Annotated in this window: 2 protein-coding genes; both read right to left on the reverse strand. The window is 74.8% G+C overall.

All coding sequences use genetic code 11. The features are described from left to right. Window positions 1-114: 114 nt before the first annotated feature. Window positions 115-15,819 carry a type I polyketide synthase gene (locus ACFY0I_RS39265; protein ID WP_388904574.1) on the reverse strand — a complete coding sequence of 5,235 codons (15,705 nt, stop codon included), beginning with the start codon at window positions 15,817-15,819 and terminating at the stop codon, window positions 115-117. Window positions 15,820-16,070: 251 nt separating this feature from the next. After that, window positions 16,071-17,320 (reverse strand): beta-ketoacyl reductase (locus ACFY0I_RS39270; protein WP_388904575.1); only part of this gene is annotated, 1,250 nt, incomplete at its 5' end.

The raw sequence follows: 17,320 nt of genomic DNA on the forward strand, positions 1-17,320 counted from the left end.
CCCGTGATCGAAGTGTTCAAAGTGGTCAAGGTGGCCGGGGCCGTGGGGGCCCCCGGCAGCGTCGGGGCCATCAGGGCCGCCGGAGGTGCCGGGGGCGTCGTCCCGGGTCGGTGGTCAGGACAGGCCGAGTTCGTCGTCGAGGAGGTCGAAGAGTTCGTCGGCCGTGGCGGCCTGGATGTCCTGCTTTTCGGCGTGGCTGTCCTGTGCACTGTGCGTGTCGTTCCACTTCGCCAGAAGGTCGCGCAGTCGGGTGGTGATGCCCGCGCGTTCGGCGTCGTCGGGGGCGACCGCCGTGAGGATCGATTCGAGCTTGTCGAGTTCGGTGAGGACGGAGGCGCGGCCGGCTCCGGTCGGGGCGGTGCGCTCCGCGATGTACGCGGCGAGCGCCGCCGGTGACGGGTAGTCGAAGATCAGCGTGACGGGCAGGCGCAGCCCGGAGGCGGCGGTGAGCCGGTTGCGCAGGTCGACGGCGGTCAGGGAGTCGAAGCCGAGGTCGAGGAAGCCGCGGTCGGCGTCGACGTCGTCGGCCGTGCCGTGGCCGAGGACCGCGGCGACCTGGGTGCGGACCAGTTCGTTCAGGGCCTGGTCGCGTTCGGCTGCCGGCAGGCCCGCCAGCCGCTCCTGGAGGGAGCCCGTCGCTTCGCCGGCCGCCGGGGAGGCGGCGCGGCCGGTGGTGGGGGCGGCCCGGCGCGCGGGGGTGCGGACGAGTCCGCGCAGCAATGGCGGCAGGGTGCCCTCGGCGGCCTGGGCGCGCAGTGCGGCCGGTTCGATCCGCATGGGCACGAGGACGGCGTCCTCCAGGGTGCGGGAGGTGTCGAACAGGGCCAGCCCCTCGTCGGGGGCGAGGGCGGCGACGCCGGAGCGGGCCATCCGGGTCAGGTCGGCCTCGTCGAGGGCGCCCGCCATGCCGTCCGCGGTGGCCCACAGCCCCCAGGCGAGGGAGCTGGCCGCGAGGCCGCGGGCGGTGCGGTGGTGGGCGAGGGCGTCGAGGAAGGCGTTGGCGGCTGCGTAGTTGGCCTGGCCGGCGGCGCCGAAGCAGCCGGCGACCGAGGAGAACAGGACAAAGGCGGTGAGCCGGCCGCCCTCGGTCAGCTCGTGCAGGTTCCAGGCGGCGTCGACCTTGGGCCGCAGGACGGTGTCGAGTCGTTCGGGGGTCAGCGAGTCGATGATCCCGTCGTCGAGGACACCGGCCGCGTGGACGACGGCGGTCAGTGGCCGGTCGGCGGGGACGGTGGCCAGGACGGCGGCCAGGGCGTCCCGGTCGGCGGCGTCGCAGGCGGCCCAGGTGACGTCCGCGCCGTGGGCGCGCAGGGAGCGCGTCAGGTCGGCCGCGCCGGGTGCCGCGTCGCCGCTGCGGCTGAGCAGCAGCAGGTTCCGTACGCCGTGGGTCGCGGCGAGATGGCGGGCGAAGAGGGAGCCGAGGGTGCCACTGGCGCCGGTGACCAGGACGGTGCCGGTGGGGTCGATCGCCGGGGCGGCCGTGTTCGGGTCGGGGTCGGTGCGGGGGATGCGGCGCAGCCGGAAGGCGTACGCTTCGCCGGCCCGCAGGGCCAGTTGTGGTTCGTCGCCGGCGAGGGCGCCGGCCAGGGCGCCGAGGGAGGCGTCGGAGCCGTCGGTGTCGGCGAGGACGAACCGGCCGGGGTTCTCCGACTGCGCCGACCGCACCAGGCCCCACACCGGGGCGTGCGCGAGGTCGGTGACGTGTTCGCCGGGTACGGCGGCCATCGTGCCCCGGGTGAGCAGGACCAGCCGGGACGCGTCGAGGCGTTCCTCGGCGAGCCATTCCTTGACCAGGGCGAGCGCGTGGTGGGTGGCGGTGCGGGCGGTGGCGGCCCGGCCGCCGGCGCCCGCGGACAGCGGGACGACCACCACGTCCGGTGCGGGGGCGCCCGCGGCGAGTGCCCCGCGCAGGGCGGTGAGGTCGGCGTGGCCGTCGAGGGGTGCGCCCCCGATGCGGAAATCGGCCCGGTCCTCGCCGAGTACCGCCCAGCGCTCGTCGGCGGGTACGGGGCCCGCGGTGAGGGGCAGCTTCGTCCACTCGACCCCGAACAGGGACTCGTGGTGCGCGGTGCGGTCGGCGCCGAGCCGGTCGGCGGACACCGGGCGCAGGATCAGGGAGTCGACGGAGGCCACCGGGGCTCCGGTGTGGTCGGCGATGTCCAGGGCCACGCCGCCGCCGGACGCTCCGGCGGTGATCCGGACCCGCAGAGCGGCCGCGCCGCTCGCGTGGAGTCGTACGCCGGTCCAGGCGAAGGGCAGTCGGGCGCCTTCGCCGGCGTCGGTGTCGCCCGGTACGCCGAGGCCGATGGCCTGGAGGGCGGCGTCGAGGAGCGCCGGGTGCACGGCGTAGGCGCCGGCGTCGGTCCCGTACGCCTCGTCGAGGGCGACCTCGGCGAAGAGTTCGCCCTCGCTCCGCCAGGCGGCGCGCAGGCCCTGGAAGACGGGACCGTAGCCGAGGCCGGCCGCGGCGGCGGCCGGGTAGAAGCCGTCGGTGGGTACGGGTTCGGCTCCGGTCGGCGGCCACGGGGACAGGTCGGCGGGGCGCGCCGGCCCGGTGGGGGCGAGGACGCCCGTGGCGTGCCGGGTCCACGGGTCCTCGGCCGGGGCGTCGGCCGGGCGCGAGTGCACGGTCAGGGTGCGCCGGCCGGCCTCGTCGGCTCCGTCGACGGCCAGTTGGAGCTGTACGGTGCCCTGTTCGGCGAGGGTGAGCGGGGCCTCGATGGCCAGTTCCTCGACGGTGTCGCAGCCGGTCTCGGCTCCGGCGCGCAGGGCCAGTTCGACGAAGGCGGTGCCGGGCAGCAGGACGGTGTCCATGACGGTGTGGTCGGACAGCCACGGGTGCGTGGACACGGCGAGCCGGCCGGTGAGGATCAGTCCGTCGGAGGCGGGCAGCGGGACGGTGGCGCCGAGCAGCGGGTGATCGGCGGCGTCCAGACCGGCCGCGTACACGTCCTCGGCGGAGACGCCGACGTCGAGCCAGTAGCGCTTGCGCTGGAAGGCGTAGGTGGGCAGCTCGACGCGGCGGGCGCCGGTACCGGCGAAGTACGCCGTCCAGTCGAGGGTGACGCCGTGGACGTGGGCGCGGGCGAGGGCGTCGGTGAGCGTCCCGGTCTCGGGGCGGTCCTTGCGGAGCACGGGCACGCACAACGCGGGGCGGGCGGCGTCTTCGGGCAGGCAGTCGGGGACGAGCGCGGACAGGGTTGCGTCGGGGCCGAGTTCGACGTACGCCGTCACGCCGGCCGCGTCCAGGGCGCGGACGCCGTCGAGGAAGCGGACGCCTTCCCGGACGTGGCGGACCCAGAAATCGGCCGAGCCCATCTCGTCGGTGACGCTCGCGCCGGTCAGGAAGGACACGACGGGGATGCGCGGGGCTCCGTACGTCAGGTCCTCGGCGACCTTGCGGAAGTCGGCGAGCATGCCGTCCATGTGCGGCGAGTGGAAGGCGTGACTGACGGTGAGGCGCTTGGACTTGCGGTCGGGGAGGGCCTCCACGATCGCCGTCGCCGCGTCCTCGTCGCCGGCGATGACCACCGAACGCGGACCGTTGACGGCGGCGATGCCCACCCGGTCGGTGAGCAGCGGCAGGACCTCGTCCTCCGACGCCTGGACCGCGATCATCACGCCACCCGCGGGCAGGGCCTGCATCAACCGGCCGCGTGCGGCGACGAGTTCGGCGGCGTCCTGGAGGGTGAGGACGCCCGCCACGTGTGCGGCGGTGATCTCGCCGATGGAGTGTCCGGCCAGTACGTCGGGCCGCAGGCCCCGGCTCGTCAGCAGCCGGAACAGGGCGACCTCGATCGCGAACAGGGCGGGCTGGGTGTACTCCGTGCGGTCGAGGAGGGCCGCGTCGGAGCCGAAGAGCACCTTCAGCAGCGGCAGTTCGAGGTGTCGGTCGAGTTCGACGCACACCTCGTCCAGGGCCCGCGCGAAGGCGGGTTCGGCCGCGTACAGTTCGCGTCCCGCGCCGAGGCGCTGACTGCCCTGCCCGGTGAACAGGAACGCCACCTGGCCCTCGTGTGCGGTCCCCCGCACGAGGCCGGCCGTGTCCTCGCCGCGGGCCAGCGCGTCGAGACCGCGCAGCAGCTCCGTACGGTCGGCGGCGACCAGCGCAGCGCGCTGCTCCAGGGCCGAGCGGCTCGTCGCCAGGGACAGGGCCAGGTCGGCGGGGTTCAGGGTGGTGTCGTCGTGGACGCGGGTGTGGAGCAGCCTGGCCTGGGCGCGCAGCGCGTCCTCACCGCGGGCCGACAGGACCACCGGCAGGTGGGGCGGCTGCGCCTGCGGGTCGACGACCGGTTCGGGGCCGGCGGCCGGGGCCTGCTCGATGACGGCGTGGGCGTTCGTTCCGCTGATGCCGAAGGAGGAGACGCCGGCGCGGCGCGGGCGGCCCGTGTCGGGCCACCGCACCTGTTCGGTGAGCAGGGACACCGCGCCCGCCGACCAGTCGACGTGCGGGGTGGGCTCGTCGACGTGGAGGGTCTTGGGCACGACGCCGTGCCGCATCGCCATGACCATCTTGATGACGCCGGCGACACCGGCCGCGGCCTGGGTGTGGCCGAGGTTGGACTTCACCGAGCCGAGCAGCAGGGGCTGGTCGTCGGCGTGTTCACGGCCGTAGGTGGCCAGCACGGCCTGTGCCTCGATGGGGTCGCCGAGGGTGGTGCCGGTGCCGTGGGCCTCGACGACGTCGATGTCCGCGGCGGACAGGCGGGCGTTGGCGAGGGCTTGGCGGATGACGCGCTGCTGGGACGGCCCGTTGGGGGCGGTCAGGCCGTTGGAGGCGCCGTCCTGGTTGACGGCGGAGCCGCGGACGACGGCCAGGACCTGGTGGCCGTTGCGGCGGGCGTCGGAGAGCCGCTCCAGCAGGAGCATGCCCGCGCCCTCGCCCCAGCCGGTGCCGTCGGCGGCGGCAGCGAAGGACTTGCAGCGGCCGTCGGCGGCGAGACCGCGCTGCCGGCTGAACTCGATGAACGTGCCGGGGGTGAACATCACGGTGACGCCTCCCGCCAGCGCGAGTGAGCACTCGCCGTTGCGCAGGGCCTGCGCGGCGAGGTGCAGCGCGACCAGCGAGGAGGAGCAGGCCGTGTCGACGGTGACCGCGGGACCCTCCAGCCCGAAGGTGTAGGCGACGCGTCCCGAGACGATGCTGCTGGAACTGCCGGTGCCGAGGTAGCCTTCGACGCCGTCGGGCACGGCGTGCAGGCGGGCCCCGTAGTCGTGGTACATGACGCCGGCGAAGACGCCCGTACGGGTGCCGCGCACCGCGGACGGGGCGATCCCGGCCCGTTCGAAGACCTCCCAGGTGGTCTCCAGCAGGAGCCGTTGCTGCGGGTCCATGGCGAGGGCCTCGCGCGGGGAGATCCCGAAGAAGGAGGCGTCGAACTCGGCGGCGTCGTGGAGGAAGCCGCCTTCGCGGGCGTACGAGGTGCCCGGGTGCTCGGGGTCGGGGTGGTACAGGGCGTCGGTGTCCCAGCCGCGGTTCTCGGGGAGCCGGGTGATGCCGTCCTCGCCGGCGGTGAGGAGCTGCCAGAGGTCCTCGGGGGTGCGGACGTCGCCGGGGTAGCGGCAGCTCATCGCGACGATCGCGATGGGCTCGTCGTCGACCGCGGCCGTCGTGGGCGCCGCGGCGCCCGCGGTGGCGTCGGGGGTGGTGTCCGGGTCCGCGTCACCGAACAGTTCGGCGCGCAGGTGCCGGGCGAGGACGGCGGGGTCCGGGTAGTCGAAGATGAGGGTGGCGGGCAGGCGCAGGGCCGTGGCGGCGTTCAGCCGGTTGCGCAGTTCCACGGCGGTCAGCGAGTCGAAGCCGAGCTCCTTGAAGGCCCGCCCGGACTCGACGGCAGCCGGTCCCGCGTGCCCGAGGACGGCCGCGACCTGCGTACGGACCAGGTCCAGCAGCCCGCGGTCCTGTTCGGCCGCGGACAGCCCGGCCAGTCGGGCCCGCGGGCCCGACCCGTCGCCGGCGCCGACGGCCGCGTCGACGGAGCGGCGGGCGACGCCGCGTACGAGGCCGCGCAGCAGCGGGGCGACGGCGCCCGCGGCGGCCTGCGCGCGCAGGGCCTCGGTGTCGACGCGCATGAGCGCGACGGCCACGTCGTCGAGGGCGACGGCGGTGTCGAACAGTTCCAGGCCGTCGGCGGCCGTCAGCGGGGGCAGTCCGGCCCGGCGCATCCGGTTGACGTCGGCGGCGTCCAGCGCGCCCGCCATGCCGTCGGCGACGGACCACAGGCCCCAGGCCAGCGCGGTGGCTGGCAGGCCCTGGGCGTGGCGGTGCTGGGCGAGGGCGTCCAGGAAGGTGTTGGCGGCGGCGTAGTTGCCCTGGCCGGGACCGCCGAACAGACCGGAGGTGGAGGAGAAGAGGACGAAGGCGGACAGGTCCGGGGCGAGGTCCCGGGTCAGCTCGTGCAGGTTCCAGGCCGCGTCCACCTTGGGGCGCAGGACGGCGGAGAGCCGGGCGGGGGTGAGTGAGGTGATGACGCCGTCGTCGAGGACGCCGGCGGTGTGGACGACGGCCGTCAGCGGGTGCTCGGCGGGGATGTCCGCGAGCAGGGCCGCGAGGGCGTCCCGGTCGGCCACGTCGCAGGCGGCCCAGGTGGCGGTGGCGCCGGCCTCGGCCAGCGCGGCTCCGAGTTCGGCGGTGCCGGGGGCGGCGGCGCCGCGCCGGCCGACGAGGAGCAGCCGGCGCACCCCGTGTTCGGCGACGAGGTGCCGGGCGAGCAGGCCGCCGAGCGCGCCGGTGGCGCCGGTGATCAGGACCGTTCCCTCGGGTCCGAAGGCCGGGGCGCGGAGGGCGCCGCCGCGCCGGGATCCGTCCTGACCGGTGGCGTCCTGCGCGGTGGCGTCCTGCGCGGTGGCGTCCTGACCGGTGGCGTCCTGCGCGGTGGTGTGCCGGGCGCCGGCGTCCTCGCCGGTTTCGACGCGGGCCAGGCGCGGGACGAGTACGGCGCCGTCGCGGAGGGCGAACCGCTCCTCGTCCGAGGTCAGCGCGGCGTACAGGGCGCCGTGGTGGCGGTCGTCCGGGGCGGCGTCGGGGCCCGCGTCGACGAGGGCGATCCGGCCGGGGTTCTCCGTCTGGGCGGAGCCCAGCAGGCCCCACACGGTGGCGGCGGCGAGATCGCTCACGTCCTCGCCCGGGGTCGCGGCGACGGCGCCCCGGGTGACGAGGACCAGTCGGGCGGCGGCGAACCGCTCGTCCGCGAGCCATGCCCGGACGAGGGCCAGCGCGTCGTGCGCGGCGTCGTGTACGGCCGCGGCGCGGAGCGGCCCGGACGACGGAGCGAGGTCGAGGAGGACCTCGTCCGGTACGGGCGCTCCCGCGTCGACGGCGGCGGCCAGTGCGGCCAGGTCCGCGTGACGGGTGGTGTCCGGCGCGTCCTGCTGCGCCTGGTCGGCCGGCCCGCCGAGGCGGGCGTACCGGGTCGCGTCCGGGGCGGCGAGGCCGGTGAGCTCCGTCCACTGCCGGCGGAACACGGACTCGTGGTAGGTGGTGCGTGCGGCCCGCAGCTGGTCGGCGGTCACCGGGCGCAGCCCGAGGGAGGCGACGGTCGCGACGGGCGCGCCGCCGGCGTCGGCGATCTCCAGCCGGACCCCTTCGGCGCCGGCCGGGGTGAGGCGTACGCGCAGGGCGCTCGCGCCGCCGGCGTACAGCGATACTCCGGACCAGGCGAAGGGCAGCCGGCCCCGGCCGTCGTCGGCGCCGAGGCCACCGAGGCCGATGGCGTGCAGGGCGGCGTCGAGCAGTGCGGGGTGCAGGCCGAAGCGGCCCGCCTGGTCGGCGGCGCCTTCGGGCAGTGCGACCTCGGCGTACACCGCGCCGTCGTGCTGCCAGGCCGTCCGCAGGCCGCGGAAGGTGGGTCCGTAGGCGAAGCCGATGCCGTCGAGGGCTTCGTAGCGGCCGTCGAGCGGTACCTCGGTGGCGCCGGGCGGCGGCCAGGCGGTCAGGTCGAAGTCGGCGGCGGTGCGGCCGGCTTCGGCGAGGACGCCGGCGGCGTGTCGTGTCCAGGGTTCCTCGGCGGCCAGGCCCTCGGCGCGGGAGTGCAGGGCGAGCGGCCGGCGGCCGGTGCCGTCGGCGGCGCCGACCCGGACGCGCAGCTGGACGCCGCCGCGTTCGGGCAGCACCAGGGGCGCCTCGAGGGTGAGTTCTTCGAGGTGGTCGCAGCCGAGCTGGTCCGCGGCGCGGGTCGCGAGTTCCACGAAGGCCGTGCCGGGGAGCAGGACGCTGCCGAGGATGGCGTGGTCGGCCAGCCAGGGGTGCGTGGGCAGGGAGAGGCGTCCGACGAAGACCATGCCGTCGGATTCGGGCAGGGCGACGGCGGCGGTGAGCAGCGGGTGGGCGGTGTCGTCGAGGCCGATCGCCTCGACGTCGCCGAGGCGCAGGTAGGACAGGGCGGGCCAGTAGCGCTGCCGCTGGAAGGCGTAGGTGGGCAGGTCGACGCGGCGGGCGCCGGTGCCGGCGAAGTACGCCGTCCAGTCGACGCCGACGCCGTGCGCGTGGGCCCGGGCGAGGGCGGTGACGAGGGCCTCGGTCTCGGGGCGGCCCTTGCGCAGGACGGGCACGAAGACGGGAGCCTGGGCGGGGGCGTCCTCGCCGGCGTCGCTGTGGGAGACGCAGTCCTGTGCGAGCCCGGACAGGACGCCGTCGGGGCCGAGTTCGAGGTACGTGGTCACGCCGGCGGCTTCGAGGGCGCGGACGCCGTCGAGGAAGCGGACGCCCTCGCGGACGTGCCGGACCCAGAAGTCCGCCGTGCCCATCTCACCGTCGGCGACGGGGGCGCCGGTCAGGTTCGACACGATCGGGATGCGCGGCGCCCCGAAGTCCAGCCCCTCCACCACGCGGCGGAAGTCGTCCAGCATGGCGTCCATGTGGGGCGAGTGGAAGGCGTGGCTGACGGTCAGGCGCTTGGTCCGGCGGCCGGGCAGGGAGGCGACGACCGCGTCGGCCGCGTCCTCGTCACCGGCGATCACGACGGCCTGCGGGCCGTTGACGGCGGCGATGCTCACCCGGTCGGTCAGCAGCGGCTGGACCTCGTCCTGCGAGGCCTGGACGGCGACCATCACGCCGCCGGTCGGCAGCGCCTGCATCAGTCGGCCGCGCGCCGCCACCAGGGCGCACGCGTCGGCCACGGTCAGGACTCCCGCGACGTGTGCGGCGGCGATCTCACCGATGGAGTGCCCGGAGAGGAAGTCGGGCTTCACACCCCACGATTCGAGCAGCCGGAACAGTGCCACCTCGAGGGCGAACAGGGCGGGTTGGGTGAACCGCGTCTGGTCCAGCAGCGCGGCATCGGGTCCGAACAGTACGTCCTTGAGCGGGAGTTCGAGCAGTACGTCCAGGTGGGCGCACACCTCGTCCAGTGCGTCGGCGAACACCGGATGCGTGTCGTGGAGTTCACGGCCCATGGCGAGGCGCTGGCTGCCCTGGCCGGTGAACAGGAAGGCGAGCTTTCCGCCGGTCGGGGCGCCTTCCACGAGCGAAGCGGCCGGCGCGTCCTCGGCGAGCGCCTCCAGCCCCGCGAGGAGCGCGGCGCGGTCGGCGGCCACCACGGCGGCGCGGTGCTCGAACGCGGAACGGCCGAGGGCGAGGGAGAGTCCGAGGTCGGCGGGCCGCAGCTCGGGGTGTCGTGCGGCGTGGGCGTGCAGGCGGCGGGCCTGGTCGCGCAGGGCGTCCCGGCTCTTGCCCGACAGGATCCACGGCAGCGGCGGCGACGCGTCGACCGGCGCCGACGGCTCGGCGGGCGTCGGCGGTTCGGCCGGCGCGGGGGCCTCTTCGATGATGGTGTGGGCGTTGGTGCCGCTGATGCCGAACGAGGACACGCCGGCCCGGCGCGGACGCCCGGTGCCGGGCCACTCCACCGGCTCCGTCAGCAGCGCGATGTCCCCGGCCGTCCAGTCGACGTGCGGGGACGCCTCGTCCACGTGCAGGGTTCGGGGCAGCACCCCGTGCCGCATGGCCAGCACCATCTTCATGACGCCTGCGACGCCGGCGGCGGCCTGGGTGTGCCCGAAGTTCGACTTGATCGAGCCGAGCAGCAGCGGCTGCCCCTCGGGCCGGTCCTGGCCGTACGTGGCCAGCAGGGCCTGCGCTTCGATCGGGTCGCCGAGTCGGGTGCCGGTGCCGTGGGCCTCGACCGCGTCGACATCGGCGGGGTTCAGGCCGGCCGAGTCCAGTGCCTGGCGGATGACGCGCTGCTGGGACGGCCCGTTGGGGGCCGTCAGACCGTTGCTCGCGCCGTCCTGGTTGACGGCCGAGCCGCGGACGAGGGCGAGGACGGGGTGTCCGTTGCGGCGGGCGTCGGAGAGCCGCTCGACGAGGAGCATGCCGAGGCCCTCGCCCCAGCCGGTGCCGTCGGCGGCGGCGGCGAAGGCCTTGATGCGGCCGTCGGCGGCCAGGCCGCGCTGGCGGCTGAAGTCGATGAAGGAGGCGGGTGTGGACATGACGGTCACGCCGCCCGCGAGCGCCATCGTGCACTCGCCGGCGCGCAGCGCCTGGATCGCCCAGTGCAGGGCGACCAGCGAGGACGAGCAGGCCGTGTCGACGGTGACGGCCGGGCCCTCCAGGCCCAGGGCGTAGGAGACGCGGCCGGAGACCACGCTCGCCGCGTTGCCGGTGCCGAGGAACCCCTCGCTGCCGTCGGGGGCGGCGAGGATGACGTCGAGGTAGTCCTGGCCGTTGGTGCCGGTGAAGACGCCGATCCGCTCGCCGCGGACGGTGGCGGGGTCGATGCCGGCCCGCTCGAAGGCCTCCCAGGAGGTTTCCAGCAGCAGGCGCTGCTGCGGGTCCATGGCGAGGGCCTCGCGCGGCGAGATCCCGAAGAAGCCGGGGTCGAACTCGGTGGCGTCGGCGAGGAAACCGCCCTCGCGGACGTAGGTGGTGTTCTCGGTGACGGACTCCGGGTCGTACAGTCCGTCCAGGTCCCAGCCCCGGTCGTCGGGGAAGGCGGAGATCGCGTCACGGCCCTCGGCGAGCAGCTCCCACAGTTCTTCCGGGGTGCGGACCCCGCCGGGGAAGCGGCAGCTCATCGCGACGATCGCGATGGGATCGTCGTCGGGGGCGGTCACGGCGGTGGGGGTGACCGGGGCCGCGGGCAGGGCGCCGAGGATCTCGTCCTGGAGGAACGCTGCCAGCGACAGGGAGTTGGGGTAGTCGAAGATCAGGGTCGCGGGCAGCCGCAGACCGGTCCGGGCGGTGAGCAGGTTGCGGATCTCCACCGCGGTCAGGGAGTCGAAGCCGAGGTCCCGGAAGGCGATGCCCGGATCCACCGAGGCGGGTCCCGGGTAACCGAGGACGACGGCTATCTGCGTACGGACGAACTCCAGCGCGAGCGCGTCGCGTTCGCCGGTCGGGGCCTGGGCGAGGTCCCGGGCGAAGCTGTCCGGCGCGTCGGCTGCGCCCCCGGGCGCGGCGGGTGCGCCGGTCGCGGCGAGGGCGTGCACCGCATCGGGGAGGTCGGCGATCAGGGGGCAGGGGCGTACGGCGGTGAGGCCGGGCGCCAGGCGGTCCCAGTCGATGTCGGCGACGACCCCTGAGGTTTCGTCGAGCGTGAGCGCCATGTGCAGTGCGGACAGGGCCAGTTCGGGCGCCAGCCCGGGGAGGCCGGCGGCCCTCAGGCGTTCGGCGACGAGTTCGTCGGTGGCCATGCCGCCCTCGGCCCAGGCACCCCAGGCGATCACGGTGGCGGGGAGGCCGTTCGCGCGGCGCTGCTCGGCGAGGGCGTCGAGGGAGGCGTTCGCGGCGGCGTAGTTGGCCTGCCCGGCGGCTCCGAACGCGGCGGCGAGGGAGGAGAAGAGGACGAACGCGGACAGGTCCAGGTCGCGGGTCAGCTCGTCCAGGATGTGGGCGGCGTGGGCCTTGGGTCCGAGGACCCCGGCCAGGCGCCGCGGGGTCAGTGCGTCGAGGACGCCGTCGTCGAGGACGCCCGCGGCGTGGACGACGGTGGTCAGCGGGAATTCGGACGGGACGGCGGCGAGCAGCGCGGCCACCGCCTCGCGGTCGGCGACGTCGCAGGGGGCCAGCGTGACCCGGGCGCCCATGTCGCGCAGTTCGGAGGCGAGTTCCTCCGCGCCTTCGGCGGCGGGGCCGCGCCTGCTGACCAGCAGCAGGTGCTCGGCTCCGGTACGGGCGAGCCAGCGGGCCACGTGCCGGCCGAGCGCGCCCGTGGCGCCGGTGACCAGGGCGGTACCGCTGGTGGTCCACTCGGCGGCGGGGGTCTGCTCCTGGGGGGCGCGGACCAGCCTGCGGGCCAGGACGCCGGTGGAGCGGACGGCGAGGTGGTCCTCGGCGCCGATGTCGCCCAGGACGTCCATCAGACGGGCGGCGGAGCGCTCGTCGGCGGTCGGCGGCAGGTCGACGAGGCCGCCCCAGCGGCCGGGCAGTTCGAGGGCGGCGGTGCGACCGAGACCCCACACGGGCGCCTGGGCCGGTGCGGTGAGCCGGTCGGAACGGCCCGTGGACACCGCGCCCCGGGTCGCGGCCCAGAGCGGGGCGTCGACGTCCGTGTCACCGAGTGCCTGGACGAGCGCGAGGGTGGCGGCGAGACCGGCGGGCAGGGCCGGGTCCTCGGGGTGCGACCGCTCGTCGAGGGCGAGCAGCGAGAGCACGCCGCTGGGCGTGGCCGTGCCCGCCAGGGTTTCGACGATCCGGGCGGCGACGGCGGACCGGTCCTCGACGCTCGCGTCGACCGTCAGGCCGCTGACGGTGATCCCGCGCGCGGCCAGGGCCCGGGCGGCGGTGACGGCCCAGGGGGCGTCGGCGTGACCGGCGGGTACGACGAGGAGCCAGTGCCCGGACAGGGGTGTGGACCCGGTGTCGGCGAGGGGCTTCCAGGTGACGCGGTAGCGCCAGCCACCGACGGTGTCACGGTCGCGATGGCGGCGGTGCCAGGCGGACAGCGCGGGCAGTACGTTGCTGAGCGGCTCGTCACCGCCGATGCCGAGGGTGTCGGCGAACGCGGCCAGGTCCTCGCTGTCGACGACCTCCCAGAACTTCGCGTCACTGGTGCCCAGTTCGCGACCGTCGACGGGTCCGGTCAGGTCGGTGAAGGGGTCGCGGGGCCAGTACAGCTCGCGCTGGAAGGCGTACGTCGGCAGGTCGACGCGGCGCGCTCCGGTCCCGGCGAACCGGGCGACCCAGTCCGGGGACAGCCCCCGTACGTGGGCGCCCGCCACGGCGGCGGCCAGGGAACGGGCTTCGGGACGGCCGGTGCGCAGCGCGGGCAGGAACGCGGCGGCGCGGGGCCCGGTCGCGGCCTGGCAGTCCTGGCCGAGTGCGGAGAGCACCCCGCCGGGGCCGATCTCCAGGTAGGCGCTGACGCCGCGGCTCTCCAGCCAGCGGATGCCGTCGAGGAAGCGGACGGCGTCGCGGACGTGCCGGACCCAGAAGTCGGCCGAGCCCATCGCGCCGTCGGTGACGAGGGCGCCGGTCAGGTTGGAGACGATCGGGATGCGCGGAGCGGCGTAGGTCAGGCCTTCCACGACGCGGCGGAAGGCGTCGAGCATGCCGTCCATGTGCGGCGAGTGGAACGCGTGGCTCACGGCGAGGCGCTTGGACTTGCGGTCGGGGAAGGCCGCCACGACCGCCGTCGCGGCGTCCTCGTCACCGGCGATCACGACCGCTTGCGGGCCGTTGACGGCGGCGATGCTCACCCGGTCGGTCAGCAGCGGCAGGACCTCGTCCTCCGACGCCTGGACGGCGATCATCACACCGCCGGACGGCAGCGCCTGCATCAGCCGGCCACGGGCCGCCACCAACGTGCACGCGTCGTCCAGCGACAGCACCCCCGCCACGTGCGCGGCGGCGATCTCACCGATCGAATGCCCCGACACGAAGTCCGGTACCAGGCCCCAGGACGCGAGCAGCCGGAACAGTGCCACCTCGACCGCGAACAGCGCGGGCTGCGTGAACCGCGTCTCGTCCAACAGGGCCGCGTCCGACCCGAACAGCACGTCCTTCAACGGCAGATCGAGGTCGAGCCGGTCGCACACCTCGTCCAGCGCGGCGGCGAACACCGGGTAGGCGTCGTACAGTTCGCGCCCCATGCCGAGGCGCTGGCTGCCCTGTCCGGTGAACAGGAACGCCAGCTTGCCGTCGGTGGCGGACGCTTCGAGCACGTCGGCGGACGACCGGCCCTCGGCGAGGGCGGTGAGTCCCGCCAGCAGTTCCTCGCGGTCCTCGGCGACGATCGCGGCCCGCCGGTCCAGGGCGGCCCGGGTGAGCGCCTGCGCGTGGGCGACGTCCTGGACCCGGACCTCGGGCAGGGCCGTGAGGTGGGCGTGCAGCGTCGCGGCCTGCGCACGCAGCGCGGCCTCGGTCTTGCCGGACAGGACGACGGGGACGACGGCCGGAGCGGCGCCGGGCATGCCGGCGGCGGCCTGCCCGGCGACATCGGCGGCGGTGCCCGCGTCCGACCGGTCGGCCGGCTCCTCGACGGACCCTTCGCCCGCCTCCTCGGCGCTCTCCAGGATGACGTGCGCGTTCGTCCCGCTCATGCCGAACGAGGACACACCGATGCGGCGCGGCCCCTCGTGCCGCGGCCACGGCCGCGCCTCGGTGAGCAGGGAGACCTCTCCCGCGGACCAGTCGACGTGCGGGGTCGGCTCGTCCAGGTGCAGGGTGCGCGGCAACAGCCCGTTGCGCATCGCCATGACGCTCTTGATGACGCCGGCGACGCCGGCGGCGGCCTGCGCGTGCCCGATGTTGGTCTTGAGCGAGCCCAGCCACAGCGGACGCCCTTCGGGGCGGTCCTGGCCGTAGGTGGCGATGATCGCCTGCGCCTCGATGGGGTCACCGAGGCCGGTGCCGGTGCCGTGCGCCTCGACGGCGTCGACCTGGTCGGGCGTGAGGCGGGCGTTGGACAGCGCCTGGAGGATGACGCGCTGCTGGGAGGGGCCGTTGGGCGCGGTCAGGCCGTTGGAGGCGCCGTCCTGGTTGACGGCGGTGCCTCGGACGACGGCGAGGACGTGGTGGCCCTTGCGCCGGGCGTCGGAGAGCCGCTCCACGAGGAGGACGCCGACGCCCTCGGCGAGGCTGAAGCCGTCGGCGTCCGGCGAGAACGCCTTGCAGCGGCCGTCGGTGGCCAGGCCGCGCTGCTTGCTGTAGTCGATGAACGTGCCGGGCGCGGCCATCAGGGTGGCGCCACCGGCCAGCGCCATCGAGCACTCGCCGTTGCGCAGGGCCTGGACGGCCAGGTGCAGGGCGACGAGGGAGGACGAGCAGGCCGTGTCGACGGTGACGGCGGGGCCTTCGAGGCCGAACGTGTAGGAAAGCCGGCCCGAGGCGACGCTCGCCGCGTTTCCGGTTCCGAGGTAGCCCTCCACGTTCTCGGAGGAACTCAGCAGCGCCGTCAGGTAGTCGTGGTTGCTGGTGCCGACGAACACGCCGACCTGCTTGCCGCGCATCGAGGTCGGGTCGATGCCCGCACGCTCGAACGCCTCCCACGAGGTTTCCAGCAGGAGCCGCTGCTGGGGGTCCATGGCGAGGGCCTCGCGCGGGGAGATCCCGAACAGTGACGGGTCGAACCGCGCGAAGTCCCGGACGAAGCCACCCTGGTTGGCGTAGCTGGTGCCCGGGTGTTCGGGGTCGGGGTGGTAGACGGTGTCCATGTCCCAGCCGCGCTCGACGGGGAAGCCGGAAATGGCGTCCACTCCGTCGGCGACCAACTGCCACAGTTCCTCGGGCGAGGTCGCCCCACCGGGGTAGCGGCAGCCCATGCCCACGATGGCGACGGGGTCCTGGTTCTTCGCCTCGACGTCGCGAAGCCGCTGACGCGTCCGGTGCAGATCCGCCGTCACCAGCTTCAGGTAGTCCCGCAGCGTCTCTTCATTCGCCATGTAACGCAACCACCCATTTGCAGCAGACGGCATCGGAAAACTGTGTGCAGAGCCGAGAATTGACATCGGAAAGGCGAGCGCTTCACTCGTCGGGCGAAGCGACTCCCGACCGCAGGCTATTTCCGGCCCAACCTGCCCTACAACCCCTAACTGCCCCCTACGCACCCCTGGTGGGGGAATGCGTAGGGGGCAGTGATTCCCGGTCAATTACTCACGGGAGCTGGTCATCTTCACCGAAATTCGGCAGACCGTCAATAACGACCGAGTCCCTTGTTGATAAAGGCGAACAGCTCCTCGTCGCTGGCGTCCTGGAGCTGGTCCGCCGCGTCGACGTCCCCGTCCGCGCCGGTCGTCGCGTCGCCGGTCGCGCCGTCGGCCCCGAGGGCCGCCGCGGAGATGTCCGCCGGGCCGGCGGCCGTCGGGTCCTCGCTGTCGTTCCACTTCGCCAGCAGCGACTGGAGCCGCATCGTCACCCGGGCCCGCACCACGTTGTCGCCCGTGCCCTGTTCCAGTACGGACTCCAGCCGGTCGAGCTCCTCCAGCAGCGGGGCCCCTCCGGCCACCGCGTCGGGCACGATCCCGGCGCGCAGGTAGGCGGCGACGGCGGCCGGGGTGGGGTGGTCGAAGACGAGGCTGGCCGGCAGCTTCAGCCCGCTGACGGCGCCGAGCCGGTTGCGCAGCTCGACGGACGTCAGGGAGTCGAAGCCCAGTTCCTTGAACGCCCGCCCGGCTTCGACGGCCGTCAGGTCGGGGTGGCCGAGGACGGCGGCGACGGCCGTCCGGACCAGGTCCAGCAGCAGCCGCTCCTGTTCCACCTCGGGCAATCCGGCGAGCTGCCGCGTCAGCGGCGCTCCCCCGGCCAGGTCGTCGGCGGTCTCGCGTTCCGCGCTCTCGATGACCTTCCGGGCCTCGGGGAGTTCCAGCAGCAGCGGCCGGTCCCGGTCGGCGGTGAAGGCGAGGGTGAACCGCTTCCAGTCCATGTCGACGACGGTCAGGGTGGTCTCGTCACGGTCCAGGGCGTGCTGGAGCGACGTCAGGGTCCGTGCGGGCGACATGGCGATGATGCCGTGGCGCCGCATCCGGTCGCCGGCCGCGCTGTCGTCCCCGTCCGCACTGCCCCAGGGACCCCAGGCGACGGAGGTCGCGGGCAGGCCTTCGGCCCGCCGGTACTCGGCGAAGGCGTCGAGGAACGCGTTGCCGGGGGCCTGGTTGCCCTGTCCGGGGGCGCCGAAGGTGGCGGCGAAGGAGGAGAAGAGGACGAACGCGGACAGGTCGAGGTCGCGGGTCAGCTCGTGCAGGTTCCGCGTCCCGTCGACCTTGACCCGCAGCACATCGGCGACCTGCGCGGGGCTGAGCGTCTCGATGACTCCGTCGTCGATGACGGCCGCCGCGTGGATCACCGCGCCGAGCGGCCGGTCGGCGGGTACGGAGGCGATGAGGGCGGCGAGTCCGTCGCGGTCGCCGACGTCGCAGGCCGCGATCGTGACGTCCGCACCGAGCC

Origin of the sequence: Streptomyces sp. NPDC001568, assembly GCF_042893755.1 — a bacterium.
Taxonomy (GTDB): domain Bacteria; phylum Actinomycetota; class Actinomycetes; order Streptomycetales; family Streptomycetaceae; genus Streptomyces.

Bases quoted from the DNA above. Each gene is read 5' to 3' on its own strand.
- ACFY0I_RS39265 (WP_388904574.1), bottom strand. From the start codon at position 15,819: ATGGCGAATGAAGAGACGCTGCGGGACTACCTGAAGCTGGTGACGGCG.